Genomic DNA, 17,701 nt, shown 5'->3' on the forward strand with positions numbered 1-17,701 from the left:
CAAACAAAATCGGTGATTGTAGATTCAGCAGGTAACTAGAATTTCTGTGACAGTAGTTGAGCAATTTGCTGATTAATAATTGCAACATCAAAACGTTCACTAGCCGTAGTCCTGGCATTATTGGCTATAGTTGCAGTTATTTCCGTCTCCTGTAAACAGGTGATAATTACTTGTGCAAGTTCCTGGGGTTCTCCTGGTGTCACTAGAAAACCATTAAGTCCATGTTCTACCAATTCCATTACACCCCCAGCTTTTGCTGCAACTACAGGTTTTCCACATAGCATCGCCTCAACAATCACTCTACCAAAGGGTTCTGGGGAAGTAGAGGTATGTGCCACCAAGTTACAAGCTGCCATTAACTGGGGAATATCTGAACGAAATCCTAAAAATTTGACGCGGTTTTCTAATCCCAGTTGGGCAACTTGTTGGTGTAACTTTTGGACGTAATCTTGTTCGCCAAACAGTGCATCACCCACTAAAATTGCTGTCACTTCTTGCGGACATTTAGCAAGGGCATCAATTAAAATATGCTGTCCTTTCCAAGGTGCAAGACGGCTAAAGTGTCCGATGACAAATTTTCTCTCTAATCCTAAATGATGCTGTAATTTATTAATGTCAGACTCATCAGTTTGATAAGTTTTTGGATCAAAGCCGTTATAGACAACTTCGATAATATCTGAGCGTCCTCCTGATTGCACAAAGGCTGTTTGACTAGCTTGAGAATTAGCAATTACTAATGATGCAAAACGATTAGCTAAATTAACAGCAATGCGAAGATTAGTTTGGCTGAAATGTTCTGTAGAAAGAATATCATGTAAATGATAAACCAGAGGGCGACGACTGAAAAAGCTTGCTAATGCTCCTACAACTAATGCTTTTTGGGTGTTGGCATAGATTAAATCGTATTCCCGCGCTTTTTTAACTACCTTAGTAATCAAAGGTGCAAGTTGTCCCAGACTCTTTAATCCTTGTATCAAACTGCTTTCTTTGCGAACTTGGATTGCTTGAGTTGCGAGAACTTCTACTGGGATATTATTTTGCTGTAGTAAATGTTTAAATGGTCCATCTGCAAATAAACCTACCAAAGCGCGATCGCCATATGGTTTAGCAATATCTATTAAACATAATTCGGCACCACCTGGTTTACCGCTTTGGTCTAGGAAAAGAATTCTCATTCAACCTCTATTTTATCTAATTTTACCCACGTAGCGACCCTAACATTTATTATATTCACTTGTTTAAGCTAATAAAATATTCCGTACTTGTTGGGCGATTTGATTCCAGTCGTAATGTGTAGTTGCATATTGGCGACAGGCTGATCTTGAAGGTATGGGAATATTTCCCAAAAGCACTTGCTCTAATTTTTCAGCAATAGCTGAAGCTTCGGTTGAAGTAGTAATTAAATCGGGTGAAAATTCTGCTAAAATTTCTGGCATTCCCCCAACTGGGGTACATAAAACAGGAGTACCACAAGCTAGAGACTCGATTATTACTAATCCAAATCCTTCAAAAGATTGACTAGGCATAATAGTCAATTCAGCAGCTTGGTAAGCTATAGGTAATTGCTCATCAGGTAGAAAACCTAAAAATTTAACGTTGTCGTCTAGTCCTAATTCTGTAGCCTGTTGTTGTAGTGCAGCTTGGATGTGACCACGACCTGCGATCGCTAGCCAAACATCTGGTATTCTGGGCTTAATTATAGCCAGTGCCTGCAATAATTTGTCAACTCCGGTTCGATGTACTAAGCGGCGTGATGTAAATATAATCCGGCGATTATTAGGCCAGCCTAGCTGTCTACAAGCCTCTTGGGATGATAAATTTGACTGAAACCAGTTAATATCAACTCCACCAGGAATAACATTAATTTTACTCCACGGTACTTGATATTTATCATGTAAAATTTTACCAAATGCTTTGCTCAAAACAATGAAGCGATCGCAGCGATTATAAGTCTTTTGTTCTATTAGCCAGTGCTTGATCAAAAGACTGAGATTTTTATTAACTACCTCTTGCTGACTCTCAGAAGCCCAAGGTCCATGAAAGTTAAAAGTAACTGGTACTCCCTTTGGTAAAATATCTAAAATAGGAAAGCTATATAATGCAAAGTGCAAATTAATAGCATCTGGTTTGCTTGTTCTTGTTTTCTGAAAGTTAGTGCGAATCGACCATAATCTTTGCCAAATAGCGCTATCAACAGAAGCCAAGTTAGTCAGCTTAACCGGCGAATTTATTTCAGCTTCTGGTAAACCGACTCCACATAATTCAACTTGGTCTTTATTTGCTGCTAATTTATGAGTTAATTCATAAATATACCTTTCCAATCCTCCAGGACTTTTGGGAAACCAGCCTAATCCAAGGGTGAGAATAGATGCAGATGCTGAATCAAAACTTTTTTGTTTATTTTCCACCGATGTGTCTCCTATAAATGTATTAAAACAGTAGGGTCAATTTATGAATTCCCCCTACAGCGTGTTGTCTAAATTACTAAAATTTACGAATAGACACTACGAATAAGAGTTTGGGAGCATCTCAGTTTTGCAAATATACCATAGGAGAAACAAGATTCCTGCTCCCTCTCCTTACTAAGGAGAGGTTTAGGCTTTCTACAAAAGTGAGATGCCCCCTAAGAGTTTTTTGTAGAACACCAATTTATAAACTATTTATATGTCCACGTCAACAAGGAATTAAAATCTGTGTTTTTATTAACCAGATAATACCGACTATGACAAATATGATACTTACCAATCAAGGAAGGTGAATGCTAGACAGTGAGAAGGATAAACTACTATAAATCAATAATTTTCAAAGGAACTTGTATTAATTTTGACTATTATTGTTTGAAAATAAGTAACCCTTGATACATTAAAGAATATTTTTTAAGATATTAAATAATCATGTAATTTTCATAAAGTTTAGGTAAATAGCATTTTTTTAATCTTGTTCGTTTGTTATTCATATATTATCAGATTTCGTAGCTCTACATAACTTATATTTTACCCAGGAAAAAATAGTTATATTTTGTGCGGATTTTATAAAAAATCATTGTATTTAAATAATTAAAAGCTTAAAAGTTATATGAGAAATAAATTACTGACGCAGTTAGTAAAACTCCGTCACAAGCTCAATCAGCAGATCAATAAATTATCTAGTACTAGATATTTACACAGAAGTAAAACTTTCAACTTTTTACTCAGCTTGACTGTGGGAGTCATTGTTACCACTCTTGGAATTACAACAGATTGGGCGACAACTGGAACAGCTACACTTACCTATAAAACATCGTGGATAGGTAACACTTTTGGTAGGGGAAATCTGCGGGTACAAAATAATATTGAGGCAATGTATGTTGCTCCTGATGGCACAGTTTATACCAACAGCCATTGGGATGAAGCGGGAATGGAGGCAGCCATATATAAAGATGGTAAAGTTATTGGTGCTATTGGCGATACTCACGGCTGGAGTCGTGGAGGTGGCATAGCTGTAACAGCAAATAGTAAATATATTTACCTTGCCATGACTCAGGGATCAAAGGGCAAAACCGATGAAGATTATCCCCCTGAAGGAACAACTTGGCATAGCGTTAGACGTTATGATTTGTCGGGAAAACCTATGCCGTTTCCGAATGGGCGTGGCTGGGATAAAAGTATGTTGATTACCAGCACTAAAAGTGAAATCACTGGATTAGCAACTGTGGAAAGCGAGTTGTATGTGAGTGATTTTGCTGCTAATCGGATTCGTGTCTATGATACTGATACGATGAAGGAACTCCGCAGCTTTACCGTTACAAATCCGGGAGCAATAACTATTGATCCCCAAAAAAATCTGTGGATTATTCAAAGCAAAAATGGTGGTAATCCTGCCAAGATTCTACATTATTCCCAGAGTGGAAAGCAATTGCCCGAACAGATTGCAGATATCGTCGAACCAACAGCGATCGCAGTCGATCATCAAGGTAAGCTGTTAGTGGCAGAAAATGGCCCACGTCAGCAAATGTTGATTTATGACATCAAAGATAAGCCAGTGCAGGTGGGTAGTTTTGGCTGTAAGGGCGGTATCTATGCAGGAGTTCCTGGTGAAGTTCGAGATTTGAAACTTTATGGACTTACCGGAGTTGGTACAGATGCTTCAGGTAATATCTATATAAATAGTAATGGTTTCAACAAATCAGGAACAGATTTGCGGAAATTTTCGCCATCGGGAAAACTAATGTGGCGATCGCTGGGATTGATATTCGTCGATAATGCAGATGCTGATCCTAAAACTGATGGTGTAGATTTATTCACCAAACAAGAACACTATCTGATGGACTACAGTAAGCCTGCTGGTAAGCAATGGACTTACAAAGGCTACACTTTAAATGCTTTCAAATATCCTCAAGATCCACGTCTGCATACATCACCAGATGGAACCTTTGTTCGCCGCATCCAAGGGAAGCCGTTTTTGTTCCTTACAAATATGTATAGCAGCTTTCTGCAAATATATCGTTTTAATCCAGCCACAGATGGCCAAGTTGCCATCCCAGCCGGAATGTTTGTCGGTACTAATGGCGATAAAAAATCAATAGCGGAAAATTGGCCACCGCATCAACCAGAACAAGGAGAATGGATCTGGCGCGATCGCAACGGTAATGGCAAATTTGAAAAGAACGAATATGATACCAGCAAAGATTATCCCTATCTCGGCGGCTGGTGGGTAGACAGCAAAGGAGATGTTTGGAAAGCTTTGCGAACCCAAGATGGCATTCGACACTATCCTTTACAGGGAATAGATCCTAAAGGCAACCCCATCTACAGCTATAGTTCGATGGAAAAGCAAACTATTCCCAGCATCTTTAACGACTTGCGGCGGCTCGAATATTTCCCCCAAACAGATACCATGTATTTGTCAGGCTTCACAGTAGATCACCCTGCCTTCGGCGACGATACAGGAGTTGCTGGATCTGAGATTGCCCGTTTTGACAATTGGAGTCAAGGAAATCGGACTCCTCGTTGGCGAATTGTGATTCCCTACGACACCACCGGCAAACGTGAAGTATCTACAGCTGCAATGAGTGTGGCAAAAGATTATGTATTCGCCGTCACAGTTAAAACCGCAGAGGTAAATGTCTACAATGCCACGACGGGAGTGCAAGTACAACAGTTAAAACCAGGCCCAGAAGTTGGCAGCGAAAGTGGCTGGATTGATATACCTTATGGTATCCGCGCTTTTCGACGTTCAAATGGTGAATATTTGGTATTTGTGGAAGAAAATTGGAAAGGAAAGGTGATTATCTATCGGCTGGCGAAGTGAGCATTTAGAATTACGAATTTTTTTATAACTTGTGAACTCTTCTGGGATAAAATCTATTCGTCAAGGGATTTTGATTAAATTTACGATTTTGGCAGTTTTTGATTTCTTGATGTGAAATTCGGCGTTTACTGCCGTGTCACGCGATTACACTGAATTGCAGTAATTTGTCAATTGGAGGCTATGTAATCAATGAAAAGCTTTTTCGCCCTAGCCGCAGCGCAGGTAGCTACTAGTTTGGCACTCTGTGCGACTTCCATGATTGCTTCTACTAATCTGGCTCAAGCTGCTGATTTAACATTTAACTGGAAGGGTGATGCTGGTTATTCGGCTTTTGGCTCGTTCAGCTACGATGAAACCACTACCCCAGCCATAATTTCCGAAAGTGGTGCTGGAAGTACAAAAGCCTTGCAGTCACTCAATGTTTCTTTTTTCAATCCATCACAGGAGTTGATTGGAACTAAAAACGAGGTTGTTAATGGTGTATCAAGCAATCAGTTTTTCCAGTTTAATTTTGACACGACTACAGGCAATTTATTTGGGGCTTTTGATGTAGGCACTGGTAGTGGTATAGGTGATGTTTTTCTCAGCAATGTTGAGGCTCCCGGCCGTATCTTCATCTCTCCGGGGGCGATCTCTTATCTTTACCGAAATACTACAGCAGACAATAGTCAATTTCTCGATTCGAGTACGAATCAGATTAAAGCATCTGTGGTTCCTGAACCGACAACTATTTTGGGAACCTTGGTAGTTGCTATGTTGGGTGTAGCACTCAGCAGCAACAGAACTGTTTCCAAAAAAAATATAACCTGATGAGGCTGCCGACTTTTCCCGTTAAGTCGGGAACCATCGAAATAGCAAAGATTCGCATATTTAAGAAATAAATAAAATGCTTCATGCGTCGAGACTCAATTTTTTACAAACTGTTTCAACAATCCCCCAGTCTTTTATTTGAACTCTTGACGAATCCCCCGACAAATGCAGATGCTTATCGATTTGATTCGGTAGCTGTCAAGGAACCCAAATTTGAAATTGACGGGGTATTTTTACCACCAGAAAGCGAGACTCCTGGAGTTGTATATTTCTGTGAGGTACAGTTTCAAAAGGATGAACAGCTTTATGAAAGGGTGTTTGCTGAATCTTCGTTATATTTCTACCGCAACCGCGCCAGATTTAACGACTGGCAAGCAGTTGTAATTTATCCATCTCGCAATACCGAACAAAATAACATTTACCCTCATCGGGGATTTCTCAATAGTAATCAAGTGCATCGGGTGTATTTAGATGAATTAGGGGATATTCGCCAATTACCTTTATGGGTAGCACTGATGGTACTAACTACGGTAGAGTCAGAACAAGCACCAGAAGAAGCAAGGTATTTGTTAGCAAGAACTCGGCAAGAAGTACCATTAGTAGCGAGTCGCGCCATAATAGATATGGTAACGACGATCATGATGTACAGATTTGAACAATTGAACCAAGCAGAGGTAGAGTCTATGCTAGGAATAACACTACAGCAAACGCGAGTTTACCGAGAAATTAAGGCAGAAGGACGAGAAGAAGGACGAGAAGAAGGACGAGAAGAAGGACGAGAAGAAGGACGAGAAGAAGGACGAGAAGCGATGGCTAATGCTATTTCCCGACTATTGACTAAGCGGCTTGGAGAACTGTCTGAGGAAATGCGCTCATCCATTTCTGGTTTACCTTTCCCTCTTCTCGAAGAATTGAGCGATGCATTGCTTGATTTTACTACCTTGGCTGATTTGCAATCATGGTTAGAAGGGCGAATAAATTAAACTACCTGTTGCTGCTTTTGAGTTAGATACATCGCAATTCCTTTCTCGTAGTAAGCTGCTTCATTAATAAAAATAGGATAAACAGTAGACGCTCCGTCATAGAAAATATTTTTTCCTTCAAAAGTCAGAAACATTGGATCACCGGGATTCAGAGGTTCATAATCCCTAAATTGAAGCTGAGGATGAATCATAGCTTGAATCTCCCCGCGATCGCTTCTAGGATAATCTATAGTTCCAATATATTTATATAATGTAAGCTGACTATTTTCCTGTAAAATATTACCTTGGTTGCACTCTTCAAAATAGTCTAAAATCGTATAAACAAGCTGCTCGGTTTTCTCAAATAATTCGGCGTTTAAAACATTCTGAGCCACCGCCCCAACTTCTATAACAAAACCCAATTCGCACAAAGAACGGAGAAAGCCACTTTCTTTAGATTGCTGATTAATACATACTTTTACTAAAGGATTTATTGAACTCAAATAAGCAGCTAACCGAATTAAAAAAGGATGCGTATCAGACAAAATTAGACTTAACCCCATGTTGGCAGTTGTGCTGTGCAAATCAATAATTGCATCCACAAATGGCTGATTTTGCGGTTGCAATATCTGTTGGATTGCTTTCGCCCGTGTATCTTCATAACTTGAGAGTTTGGGATTTTGTAAGCCTTGATTGGTGAAGCAACGATTTAAATCTTTGTCAATGTATCGTTTGCTTTCTTCAATAGCTTTGAGATTGCCAAGTAATGCTAGAGTTTCAAAACTTGATCTATTGATTAAATTAGAATATTGCTGAAACTTTTTGACTAGATGTACTCCTGTTAACTCATTTCCGTGGTTTCCTCCAACGATCGCAACTCGTTCAATCTGACTCATAACAACCTCATGTCTAAAAAAATTGTCGGGTAGACACTATAATGCTCATCCTACGGTTATTGAGAATAATGCAAGATACAAGATAGAAGTATAGTTGCTAATAATATAGACAAACGTCCAGCTTACTAGTTTGGAAGTTTAACCTTCACTGAGGAAACTACAATCCCCATAAATTATCTATCTCTTGATAGTTTTTATAGTTTTTCCTGATTACGTGCTTTTCGACTAGCTGCATTATTCCTCCCCACGTTTTCACATTCTACAAGCAGTTTTGTAGCTCACACCAATGGACAAGGCAAGGGTCTGATAATTTCATAGCTTTCTTTTTACTATATAATTATCTTCCCATCAAAGTCTATATTTGGAAATGTCTGTCTACAAAATGGAAAAAGTTTATTAATACCTTCTGCTGAGTAAATGTTGTAAGAGACTGACGCGATGTCTACGACGGGCTATTCGATGTCGCTCCATGTTTGAACCAAAATATGATAACTGTTAAGCTGTTGGTTTTAGCACAAAAGGGGAGGAAATTTATGGGGTATAATTTTCAAGCGATGCCTCCGGCGGGCTACGCCTACGCTGAACTTTACAAAAACGCCCTCCTCAACGACGTACTTCCATTTTGGGAAAAATATTCTCTCGATTGGCAGCAAGGCGGCTATTTTACCAGCCTCGATCGCTACGGCCAAATTTATGATACAGACAAATTCATCTGGCTGCAAAACCGCCAAGTGTGGACTTTTTCGATGCTTTACAACCAGCTAGAAAAACGCGAAAACTGGCTGAAAATTGCCAGCAATGGCGCTAATTTTCTCGCCCAACATGGCAGAGATAGTGATGGTAACTGGTACTTTGCCCTCACCCGTGAAGGGAAACCACTGGTTCAACCTTACAATATCTTTTCTGATTGCTTTGCGGCGATGGCATTTAGTCAATATGCACTCGCTAGCGGCGAAGAATGGGCAAAAGATGTGGCAATGCAAGCTTACAAAAACGTATTACGCCGCAAGGACAATCCGAAGGGCAAATATAATAAAACTTATCCCGGCACACGCCCGATGAAATCATTGGCTGTACCGATGATTTTAGCCAACCTGACTCTAGAAATGGAATGGTTGCTGCCAAAGGAAACACTAGAGAATGTCTTGGCTGAGACTCAGGGCGAAGTGATGACTGATTTTCTCGACCAAGAACGGGGACTAATGTACGAAAACGTTGCCCCTGATGGTTCCCACATTGATTGTTTTGAGGGACGGCTGATTAACCCAGGTCATGGTATCGAAGCTATGTGGTTCATCATGGACATCGCCCGTCGCAAAAATGATCCTAAAACTATTAACCAAGCCGTTGATGTGGTGTTAAATATCCTGAATTTTGCTTGGGATAGCGAGTACGGCGGATTGTATTACTTTATGGATGCAGATGGTCATCCCCCACAACAATTGGAATGGGATCAAAAGTTGTGGTGGGTTCACCTAGAGTCTTTGGTTGCGTTAGCGATGGGCTATCGCCTGACCGGGCGTGAGGTGTGTTGGGAATGGTATCAAAAAATGCACGATTACGCCTGGTCACATTTTGCTGATTTAGAGTACGGTGAGTGGTTTGGCTATCTCAATCGGCGTGGGGAAGTATTGTTGAACCTTAAAGGCGGCAAATGGAAAGGATGTTTTCACGTACCGCGTGCATTGTACCTTTGTTGGCAGCAGTTTGAGGCGGTGAACTACCCCAACCTATAGATGGACATAGCTCCCCAATTCATCGGGAATAGCCTCCAGAACTCCGTAGTTCTATTGGTCATAATTATCTTACCAGAAAAAATGAGTACAAATACTACTTGATTTTCTGTTTAATAAAAGTCACAACCTGAGTTAATTGTTTCTTCAAGCCATCAATTTCGGCTTGCATTGTGATCATTTTCTCGTTCAATGCCTTAATTTCTGCGTTGGAGGTTCCTTCGACGCTAGGGGTTGCGATCGCCGCATTTGTAGCAATCGGGGTTGCGATCGCCGCATTTGTAGCAATCGGGGTTGCGATCGCCGCATTTGTAGCAACTGGGGTTGCGATCGCCGCGTTTGTAGCAATCGGGGTTGCGATCGCCGGATTTGTAGCAATCGGGGTTGCTGCCGTAGCATTGGCGACACTAGAAGTTGCAACTGTGCTATTTTTGACAGAAACTCCTGCTCCTACTGGAACTAGTTCTGGGCGTGGCAGTTTCGCCTTGGTCATAGCTAACTTAATTGCGCTAATTAGTTGCTTCTGATCAAAAGGCTTGCCCAGAAATTCAAAATATTCAAATGGTTCTGTGATTTTCTCGGTAACTTCTTCCTTCCGACCAGACATGACCACCAAAGGAATTTTCCTTAACTCTGGATCGGCTTGAACTTTCTGGAAAACCTCCCAGCCACTCATTTTAGGCAACAGGAAATCCAGCATAATCAGGCTGAGTTTTTCCTGAAGGATGAAATTTAGTCCTTCCAAACCGTCTTTTGCTTCCAGTACCTCAAAATTGCCCGGAGGCAACATTTCTCGTACTTTTACCCTGACAACTGTAGTGTCATCGATAACTAAAATTTTGTTACTTGCCACGACTCTTTTCTCTAATAGAAACTTTAAGTGTAAATAGCGACTTTGCCGATTGTCCTTGAGAATTCTCCTACTATATACAAAATTTTTAGCAATTGGGGGATAGTATATTTCGGTATAAATGACACTGCTAGAGGTGTTTTGCAAAACTTTTGCTGGCGCTCTTTTCAATTTGTGTCATGGTGATATTTAAGGCTTTAGCTTTGATCTAGGGCATAAGGGACATAGTGACTTGATTAAGAGGGTTCCTGCTCCTTGCGTCTATTCTTATCTATCATTTGTTAATTGACAGACCACTACTCTATATCCGCATCTTGCTTGGATCTTTATGATTTTGTCACAACAAGCCGAATTAAAGTCTGAAATTACGGCAATGCCTAGCTGGTTACGTCGTCCGATTGCCAAAGCCAGTGAAATCTCTACCGTACAACGCATTATTAAGCAGCGCCAAATTCACACAATTTGCGAAGAAGGCCGCTGTCCCAACCGGGGAGAGTGCTACGCCCAAAAAACTGCAACTTTCTTACTAATGGGGCCTACTTGCACACGCTCTTGTGCTTTCTGTCAAGTAGATAAAGGTCATGCACCAATGCCCCTTGATTTACAGGAACCCCAAAAGGTCGCCGAGGCGGTGCAGCTTTTGGGATTGCGTTATGTGGTGCTGACTTCTGTAGCCCGTGATGACTTACCCGATCAGGGTGCAGCGCACTTTGTGAAGACGATCGCAACTATTCGCCAGTTGAACCCAGAGACTCAAATTGAAGTGCTGACCCCAGACTTTTGGGGTGGTGCTGGTGTTGGAGAGGCTGGTCAACGCCAGCGCCTAGCGATGATTGTGAAAGCCAAACCAGCTTGTTTCAATCACAATATCGAGACAGTGCAACGCTTAACTGGGCCAGTGCGCCGGGGAGCCAAGTACGATCGCTCGCTCTTGGTGCTAGCTATAGTCAAAGAAATCGATTCGACAATTCCCACCAAATCAGGTTTGATGCTGGGACACGGAGAAACACTTGATGAAGTTGTGGAAGCAATGGCTGATCTCAGGGCTGTGGGGTGCGATCGCTTAACTATCGGGCAGTATATGCGTCCTTCTCTAGAACATCTGCCAGTCCAAAAATATTGGACTCCAGAGGAATTTGATCAACTCGGCAGATTAGCATGGGAAATGGGATTCAACCATGTTCGTTCTGGGCCTCTGGTTCGCAGTTCTTATCATGCTGGAGAGGAGGGAGTGGGGGAGCAAGAATTTTAGATTTTAGATTTTGGATTTTAGATTGAAATTTAATCCAAAATTTAAAATCCAAAATCCAAAATTGAATTGCCCAATGCCCAATGCCCAAGTTCACACAAATATTCTTAAAGAATTTGAGCATTTGGTACGACAGTTTGGTATTTCTTAAAAAGTCTTGACATTAGGAGAATCGGATTATGACTGCTAAAGCTAAGAATTCCCCAGTTGCCGACAGTGGAGCTAAACCTCCCTACGCCTATCGCACAGGCTGGGCTATATTCTTGTTGGCTATCAACTTGCTGGTAGCAGCCTGGTATTTCCACATTATTGAATAATTAGAAGTGGAGTGGTGCTGCTCAAATCGTTCCTTTGAATAAACCTTTGGGACGAATGAGCAGCACCAAAATCATGATCAACAGTGCTACACCTTGTTTATACTGGGAACCCAGCCAAGGGGTGCTGATTTCTTGGACGATGCCAATAATAAAAGCTGCCGCGATCGCACCGTAAGGATTACCAATCCCACCAAGTATTACTGAGGCAAATAATGGTAAAATTAAAAACCATCCCATATTCGGGCGCACGGCTGTAATCAATCCATACATACTGCCGCCCAATGACGTAAGAGTGCCAGCAATTAGCCAAGTCCAAAAAATTACTCGATCAACATTGATACCTGAAACCCTAGCTAAGTCCAGATCGTCAGCAACTGCTCGCATCGCCTTACCAATTTTCGTATTTTGCAGCAGATAATGCAGCGCCAAAATTACTAGCACCGCCAATCCCAATACCAATAATTGATTTTGCGGCACCTTTAAACCCAAAATATCTAAAGCCGGGGTAACAGGTAAATCGTAATTTTGGTTCTTGCCACCCCAGATAAAAATAATCCCATTGCGGAGAAATAAGGCAAGTCCGATAGAAATAATAATCAGTGTCGTGGAAGTAGCACGCATAGAGCGCATCCTTGACCACAGTAACTTTTCCGATAACAGCATTGCTGCTACTGTTCCCGCCGCCGCCAGGATCATCGACAGCCAAATATTGACTCCAATAGAGTTGATCAGCCAAGTCAGATAGGCTCCTAAAGTTAGAAAGTCACCATGAGCAAAGTTAGATAACCGTAAAATTCCATAGGTAAAAGTTAGTCCGACTGCCGCTAGAGCAATTATGCTCCCCACCGCAATCCCATTAACGATTAGTTGGGCGAATTGTGTATCCATTAGTTTTAAGTTGCTTTAAAAAATTTCACTACAGTGATTCATCCAATAATTTTTATGGTCTAGGCCAAACCAGACATCATAAGTTATGGTTGATAACAACATAAGCTATGGTTTATAAATAAAAATCATGGTTTATAAGTAAATAAAGAATTGTCCGCTAATATACATAGAATCCTGTTCGGATTTTTATGTGAAGCTAACACTTGTTCAACGGTCTAATTGACCATGCAGCAGTACTCAAGCTTACCAGACCAGAACTCACAGATAGATGCAACGCCAAAACTTTTGACAACAATTCTGCAACTTCGCACACAGCTGTGGTTGGAGAGCAGCTTGAACCAGCTGCAAAGTCGCCTTAATGATTGCCTGCTTTCTGCTTATAAGACTGCCTCACAGGCAGAAGCCGCACAAGCGGAAGTTTTCCAAACTGTGGTTGACGAGATTAACAGTGCTGTTCACAGCAGTAATCTGGCGCTTGCAGATTGTGCCATAGGTATCGCTCTGTTTCAACCACAAGAAACTATTGCCACAGTTTGCTATGTTTCTCCTTCTCCATCCGCAAACTCACAACCTTTATTTGTAGAACTGCTGACAGCAGAAAAAAAGCTGCTGTTGAGATTGCAAGAGGTTATAGAAGTCGAAGATTTGCAACAGCTTGAGAATCAACAACCACCCAGCGCTTGGCGATTAGCTGATGATTCTGGCAGCATCATGGGCTGGCTAATTATCGCCGCAACGTCCCGAAGCTGCGATCGCCAGTCGCTCATAGAATCACAGGCTCAACTTAGATCACAATTGATGGCAAGGTCTGCCATACACTGTAGGACAGTCTTGCTACAACTTAGACATATCCTATCTTCGCAGCAACAATATCAACAATTAAGTAGCTCTAATCAAGAATTGGAGCGCACCAATCAACTGAAAAATCAGTTTCTGGCAAATACTAGTCACGAAATTCGCACACCACTTAGTTCTATAATGCTGGCAATCAGCATGCTTTTAGCACCAGGATACGAACCAACTAGAGAACGCCAGCAAGAGTATTTAAATATGATGCAGTCTAGCGGCAAGCACTTGCTAGAGCTAATTAATGATATTTTGGATCTCTCTAAAATTGAAGCAAATCAGCTGGATGTGCATTGGGAAACAATAGATGTGGAACTGTTGTGTAGCAATGTTTTGGCATTGGTGAAAGAGAAAGCCGCTAATAAGGGTTTGAGACTGTGCAAAGAAATTGACCCTGATATTACAACCCTAGTAGCCGACTCCTTACGACTCAAGCAAATGCTGTGGAATTTACTCTCCAACGCCCTAAAGTTTACGAGTAGAGGAAGTGTTGGCTTACAGGTTGCTTCCATTGGTGAATTTGTCCATTTTACAGTTTGGGATACTGGCACTGGCATTTCCCAAGAAGACCAAGCTCTACTGTTTCAACCCTATTTCCAAATTGCCAAGGCTGTAGCTGATGGTGTTGAAGGTACTGGTTTGGGTTTAGCAGTGACTCGGAAACTCGCCGAAATTCACGGTGGTTCTGTGAAAGTGGAATCGGAAATAGATCACGGCTCCCGTTTTACCCTCGTACTTCCCCTTAAGCAAGAGGCGGGAGTGGATGGAGATCAGGGAGTAGAGGAAGCAAAATTTTCCTCATCTCCTCTGCCTTTCACCCCTAGTTCCTGTGTAGACATTTTGCTGGTAGAAAATGACTTAGCCAACGCTCATTTGATGCAAATTTATCTACGTAAATTGGGATATCAGGTGACTTGGGCCAAGAATGCTAGTGAGATGTGGGAAGCTCTAACACAATTAGACCCAGCCGTGATTTTAATGGATGTCTACCTGGCAGATGGAAATGGTCTGAACTTGGTGCAACAACTGCGAGAACATGGGCAATATGGGGCGATTCCGATAATTATCCAAACAGCAATGGCGATGAAAGGCGATCGCGAAATTTGTTTAGCAGCTGGAGTAAATGACTATATTTCTAAACCGATTGATTTACAACTTTTAGACAGTCTGGTGAAGAAGTATAGTAAAGCACCAACCTCGGTTGATGGGGAGTGGGGAGTAGGGAGTTAGGAGTTAGGAGTTAGGAGTTATTATTTCCCCCATGCCCAATGCCCAATGCCCAATGCCCAATGCCCAATGACTACAATAGAAATTGTTGGGTGCTATAGGGTTTTGGCAGGATTGGCAAATGATGTTGACAGAAAAATTTGAGCAATTAATAGCCTTATTTAGAGAAATGGAGCAGGCGTTGATTGCCTACTCTGGGGGCGTTGATAGCACTTTGGTTGCCAAAATTGCTTTTGATGTGTTGGGCGATCGCGCTTTGGCTGTCACGGCTGTTTCTCCTTCGCTGTTACCAGAAGAATTGGAAGACGCAAAAATTCAAGCTGCAACGATTGGGATTCCTCATAAAATCGTCCAGACTCACGAGATGGAAAATCTCAATTACACCTCTAACCCGGTTAATCGCTGTTATTTTTGCAAAAGTGAGTTGCACGACACTCTCAAACCTTTAGCTTTAGAGTTGGGTTATCCCTATGTAGTGGATGGGGTGAATGCCGATGATTTGCATGATTATCGCCCAGGAATTCAGGCGGCTAAAGAAAGAGGGGCGCGATCGCCTTTAGCAGAAGTCGGTGTCACGAAATTAGAAGTTCGCCAACTTTCCCAACAACTCGATTTACCTTGGTGGGATAAACCTGCTCAACCTTGCCTCAGCTCCCGGTTTCCTTACGGTGAAGAGATTACTGTAGCTAAGTTGCAACGAGTCGGTAGAGGAGAAATTTTTCTGCGTAAACTAGGTTGGCAGAATTTGCGCGTGCGATCGGAAGGTGATACAGCACGCATTGAATTACCACCAGAACAAATTAAACACTTTGTGTTGACTAACAATTTACAAACATTAGTTTCGGCATTTCAAGATTTCGGATTTCTCTACGTAACCTTAGATTTGGAAGGGTATCGCAGTGGTAAGTTGAATCAGGTTTTGAATCGGGAAGCCTTGGGCGTTAAAGTATAGGATTTTGGAGATAGAGTTTATATTAAATTAAAGCGCCAGAATTGAGCGATCGCTCAATTCTGGCGCTGAGTCAGCTTGTATTCTATCTGTTGTAGTGCCGATCGCCAGACATCATATCCCTCTTGAGACAGGTGCAACCCATCTGTGGTCAACTCTGGGCGCATATTGCCTTCCATATCCGTAAACCAGCTATAAATATTTAGATAATTAGCGCCTTCTTGTTTAGCAATCACGGTTAGTTGTATGTTGATGTGACGAATCCGGCTATTAGAAACTTTTGGTAGGCGAGTAGGCAAAATTGATTCGACAATGATTTGAGCATGTGGGTGAGTCTGCCGTAAGCGGTGGATAATTCGGCGATAATTACGCAAAATTGTTTCATCACTAGCGCCTTTGCGTAAGTCGTTAATCCCAGCCATGATGTAAATCACATCTGGCCGCGTTGCCGAAAATGCCCCCAATCTTTTTAAAACCCCAGTGGAAGTATCTCCAGATATGCCTTGATTCAACCACAATTTACCAGTAGGTAGTTTTTCTCTAGGAAACCACATGCTCAAAGAATCACCAACTAAGATACTTAGATGATTTGCACCTTGACCTTGAGCGATCGCTCTGGCTTCTAAAGCTAGTAAACTTTTCCAGTCGTCATAAGTTAGTTGACGTTTCTTGATCGACTCCCACAAAGATTGAAAATTATCACTATCCACGCGTGTATAAATCTGACCTGTTTTCAGAGCCGCCAATCTTTGGTAATAAAGTTGATTACCGGATGTCAGTGAGAGACTAGCTGCTTGGCCGCTGGAGTTGAGTAGTGACTCTGTTGGGGCTGGTAATCCCTGACTGCTGGGTTCTGCTAAGGAGAGATCAACGCTATTGATATTTTCCTCACCTACTGTTGGCTGCGAACTTTTTAGGGGTTGCAACGCTTGGCCTCTGAGTTCTGGTAAGGAGAGATCAACGCTAGAGATAACTTTTGTACTGACTCTTGCCTGGGAAGCCTGTTTTAAATCCCACAGGGATCTAGAATTTTCTGGCAGGACAATCGACAGATGTGGAAGAGCCGATGCGGGTATTGCCAATCCTGTTAACAAACCTGCTGCCAACAGATAAGGGTCCTTCATCGCTTTGTCTCTCCTCTACTCATTGCTTTTCCCTATGACAGCATTAGTTGCCTGTATTCAGGAAAATTTTACTTCGGTTAAGTTATTATTCTTATTTACACTGTATAGTTCTGTAAAGCGTGTTCACGATATTATATTTGATAATTTACGATCTCTTTAAAGTATGGTTTTCTCAGTGGTATACAAGTCTTATTCTTGAGAATACTTTTACTGAAAGCATTGTTGTCATCATCCGACCACTTTCCATAACTCAGTTGTCACAAGTATTGCAAGTTTTTGTAAACTCGGCGATTACTGAGTGATTTTTGAGTATCTCAGGACAGAGGTTTTGCTTTTGATACTGCTAATATTAGGAAATAACCATTTGATTTTAGGTTTCCAGATTTCAGTAAATTGTGCGATCGCATCAGAGTTTGCTAGACCGAGAGGCCATGTCTGACCACAAGCCCTTTCACGTCTACGCTTTTTAATTTCTCATCTAAAATTGAGCGGTGCAAATGCATCAGTTTTGAACTTGGCATGACTAGAGTTTAACTGTTGAGAATATTGATATCATACGAT

Annotated in this window: 14 protein-coding genes; 8 read left to right on the top strand and 6 right to left on the bottom strand. The window is 41.5% G+C overall.

Translation table 11 applies throughout. The features are described from left to right. Positions 1 to 35: 35 nt before the first annotated feature. Together V7K31_RS24895 and V7K31_RS24900 are read right to left on the bottom strand one after the other, a co-directional pair. Entirely contained in the window at positions 36 to 1,175 is a 1,140-nt protein-coding gene (locus V7K31_RS24895; protein ID WP_335097636.1) for a glycosyltransferase family 4 protein, read from the bottom strand. A 63-nt stretch (positions 1,176 to 1,238) separates the two neighbouring features. Further along, positions 1,239 to 2,408: a glycosyltransferase family 4 protein gene (locus tag V7K31_RS24900; protein WP_335097639.1), complete on the bottom strand. Its 1,170-nt coding sequence runs from the start codon at positions 2,406 to 2,408 to the stop codon at positions 1,239 to 1,241. 667 nt (positions 2,409 to 3,075) lie between these two features. Here V7K31_RS24900 and V7K31_RS24905 point away from each other — a divergent pair. The 3 genes from V7K31_RS24905 to V7K31_RS24915 all read left to right on the top strand — a co-directional run bounded on the left by V7K31_RS24905 (position 3,076) and on the right by V7K31_RS24915 (position 7,082). Beyond that, positions 3,076 to 5,289: a hypothetical protein gene (locus V7K31_RS24905; RefSeq protein WP_335097640.1), complete on the top strand. Its 2,214-nt coding sequence runs from the start codon at positions 3,076 to 3,078 to the stop codon at positions 5,287 to 5,289. Between the two features lie 189 nt (positions 5,290 to 5,478). After that, positions 5,479 to 6,099 (top strand): PEP-CTERM sorting domain-containing protein, encoded by a 621-nt coding sequence (locus tag V7K31_RS24910; RefSeq protein WP_335097642.1) that lies wholly within the window; start codon positions 5,479 to 5,481, stop codon positions 6,097 to 6,099. Between the two features lie 83 nt (positions 6,100 to 6,182). After that, a complete protein-coding gene (locus V7K31_RS24915) occupies positions 6,183 to 7,082 on the top strand; it encodes an Rpn family recombination-promoting nuclease/putative transposase (RefSeq protein ID WP_335097645.1) in 900 nt (299 codons plus the stop codon). Here the strand turns inward: V7K31_RS24915 and V7K31_RS24920 are convergent. After that, complete coding sequence (locus tag V7K31_RS24920; protein ID WP_335097647.1) at positions 7,079 to 7,957, bottom strand: aspartoacylase; 879 nt, start codon at positions 7,955 to 7,957, stop codon at positions 7,079 to 7,081. The genes V7K31_RS24915 and V7K31_RS24920 overlap by 4 nt on opposite strands. A 533-nt stretch (positions 7,958 to 8,490) precedes the next feature. Here V7K31_RS24920 and V7K31_RS24925 point away from each other — a divergent pair. Beyond that, on the top strand, positions 8,491 to 9,693 hold the full coding sequence (locus tag V7K31_RS24925; protein ID WP_335097650.1) for an AGE family epimerase/isomerase: 1,203 nt from the start codon (positions 8,491 to 8,493) through the stop codon (positions 9,691 to 9,693). Between the two features lie 94 nt (positions 9,694 to 9,787). Here V7K31_RS24925 and V7K31_RS24930 read toward each other — a convergent pair whose 3' ends face one another. Next, positions 9,788 to 10,543: a response regulator gene (locus tag V7K31_RS24930; RefSeq protein ID WP_335097651.1), complete on the bottom strand. Its 756-nt coding sequence runs from the start codon at positions 10,541 to 10,543 to the stop codon at positions 9,788 to 9,790. 325 nt (positions 10,544 to 10,868) lie between these two features. Between V7K31_RS24930 and lipA the strand changes: the two genes are divergently transcribed. Further along, positions 10,869 to 11,792 (top strand): lipoyl synthase, encoded by a 924-nt coding sequence (gene lipA / locus V7K31_RS24935; RefSeq protein WP_335097653.1) that lies wholly within the window; start codon positions 10,869 to 10,871, stop codon positions 11,790 to 11,792. Positions 11,793 to 11,968: 176 nt separating this feature from the next. After that, positions 11,969 to 12,106, top strand: a complete 138-nt coding sequence (locus V7K31_RS24940; protein WP_334949164.1) for a photosystem I protein PsaX — start codon at positions 11,969 to 11,971, stop codon at positions 12,104 to 12,106. A gap of 21 nt (positions 12,107 to 12,127) precedes the next feature. On the opposite strand, the gene V7K31_RS24945 is transcribed toward V7K31_RS24940, so the two are convergent. Beyond that, positions 12,128 to 12,994: a branched-chain amino acid ABC transporter permease gene (locus V7K31_RS24945; RefSeq protein ID WP_335097655.1), complete on the bottom strand. Its 867-nt coding sequence runs from the start codon at positions 12,992 to 12,994 to the stop codon at positions 12,128 to 12,130. 225 nt (positions 12,995 to 13,219) lie between these two features. On the opposite strand from V7K31_RS24945, the gene hrmK reads away from it, so the two are divergent. Together hrmK and larE are read left to right on the top strand one after the other, a co-directional pair. After that, entirely contained in the window at positions 13,220 to 15,070 is a 1,851-nt protein-coding gene (hrmK, locus tag V7K31_RS24950; RefSeq protein WP_335097657.1) for a hybrid histidine kinase/response regulator HrmK, read from the top strand. A 118-nt stretch (positions 15,071 to 15,188) separates the two neighbouring features. Next, positions 15,189 to 16,019 carry an ATP-dependent sacrificial sulfur transferase LarE gene (gene larE, locus V7K31_RS24955; RefSeq protein WP_335097660.1) on the top strand — a complete coding sequence of 277 codons (831 nt, stop codon included), beginning with the start codon at positions 15,189 to 15,191 and terminating at the stop codon, positions 16,017 to 16,019. Positions 16,020 to 16,072: 53 nt separating this feature from the next. On the opposite strand, the gene V7K31_RS24960 is transcribed toward larE, so the two are convergent. Beyond that, positions 16,073 to 17,140, bottom strand: coding sequence for an SGNH/GDSL hydrolase family protein (locus tag V7K31_RS24960; protein ID WP_335097663.1), 1,068 nt, complete (start codon positions 17,138 to 17,140; stop codon positions 16,073 to 16,075). Positions 17,141 to 17,701 lie beyond the last annotated feature (561 nt).

The organism is Nostoc sp. (assembly GCF_036917675.1).
Taxonomy (GTDB): domain Bacteria; phylum Cyanobacteriota; class Cyanobacteriia; order Cyanobacteriales; family Nostocaceae; genus Nostoc.

Coding starts and splice junctions, on each gene's coding strand:
- V7K31_RS24905 (WP_335097640.1), top strand. CDS start 3,076: ATGAGAAATAAATTACTGACGCAGTTAGTAAAACTCCGTCACAAGCTC.
- larE (WP_335097660.1), top strand. CDS start 15,189: ATGATGTTGACAGAAAAATTTGAGCAATTAATAGCCTTATTTAGAGAA.
- V7K31_RS24920 (WP_335097647.1), bottom strand. CDS start 7,957: ATGAGTCAGATTGAACGAGTTGCGATCGTTGGAGGAAACCACGGAAAT.
- V7K31_RS24945 (WP_335097655.1), bottom strand. CDS start 12,994: ATGGATACACAATTCGCCCAACTAATCGTTAATGGGATTGCGGTGGGG.
- V7K31_RS24940 (WP_334949164.1), top strand. CDS start 11,969: ATGACTGCTAAAGCTAAGAATTCCCCAGTTGCCGACAGTGGAGCTAAA.
- V7K31_RS24925 (WP_335097650.1), top strand. CDS start 8,491: ATGGGGTATAATTTTCAAGCGATGCCTCCGGCGGGCTACGCCTACGCT.
- V7K31_RS24915 (WP_335097645.1), top strand. CDS start 6,183: ATGCGTCGAGACTCAATTTTTTACAAACTGTTTCAACAATCCCCCAGT.
- hrmK (WP_335097657.1), top strand. CDS start 13,220: ATGCAGCAGTACTCAAGCTTACCAGACCAGAACTCACAGATAGATGCA.
- V7K31_RS24895 (WP_335097636.1), bottom strand. CDS start 1,175: ATGAGAATTCTTTTCCTAGACCAAAGCGGTAAACCAGGTGGTGCCGAA.
- V7K31_RS24960 (WP_335097663.1), bottom strand. CDS start 17,140: ATGAAGGACCCTTATCTGTTGGCAGCAGGTTTGTTAACAGGATTGGCA.
- lipA (WP_335097653.1), top strand. CDS start 10,869: ATGATTTTGTCACAACAAGCCGAATTAAAGTCTGAAATTACGGCAATG.
- V7K31_RS24910 (WP_335097642.1), top strand. CDS start 5,479: ATGAAAAGCTTTTTCGCCCTAGCCGCAGCGCAGGTAGCTACTAGTTTG.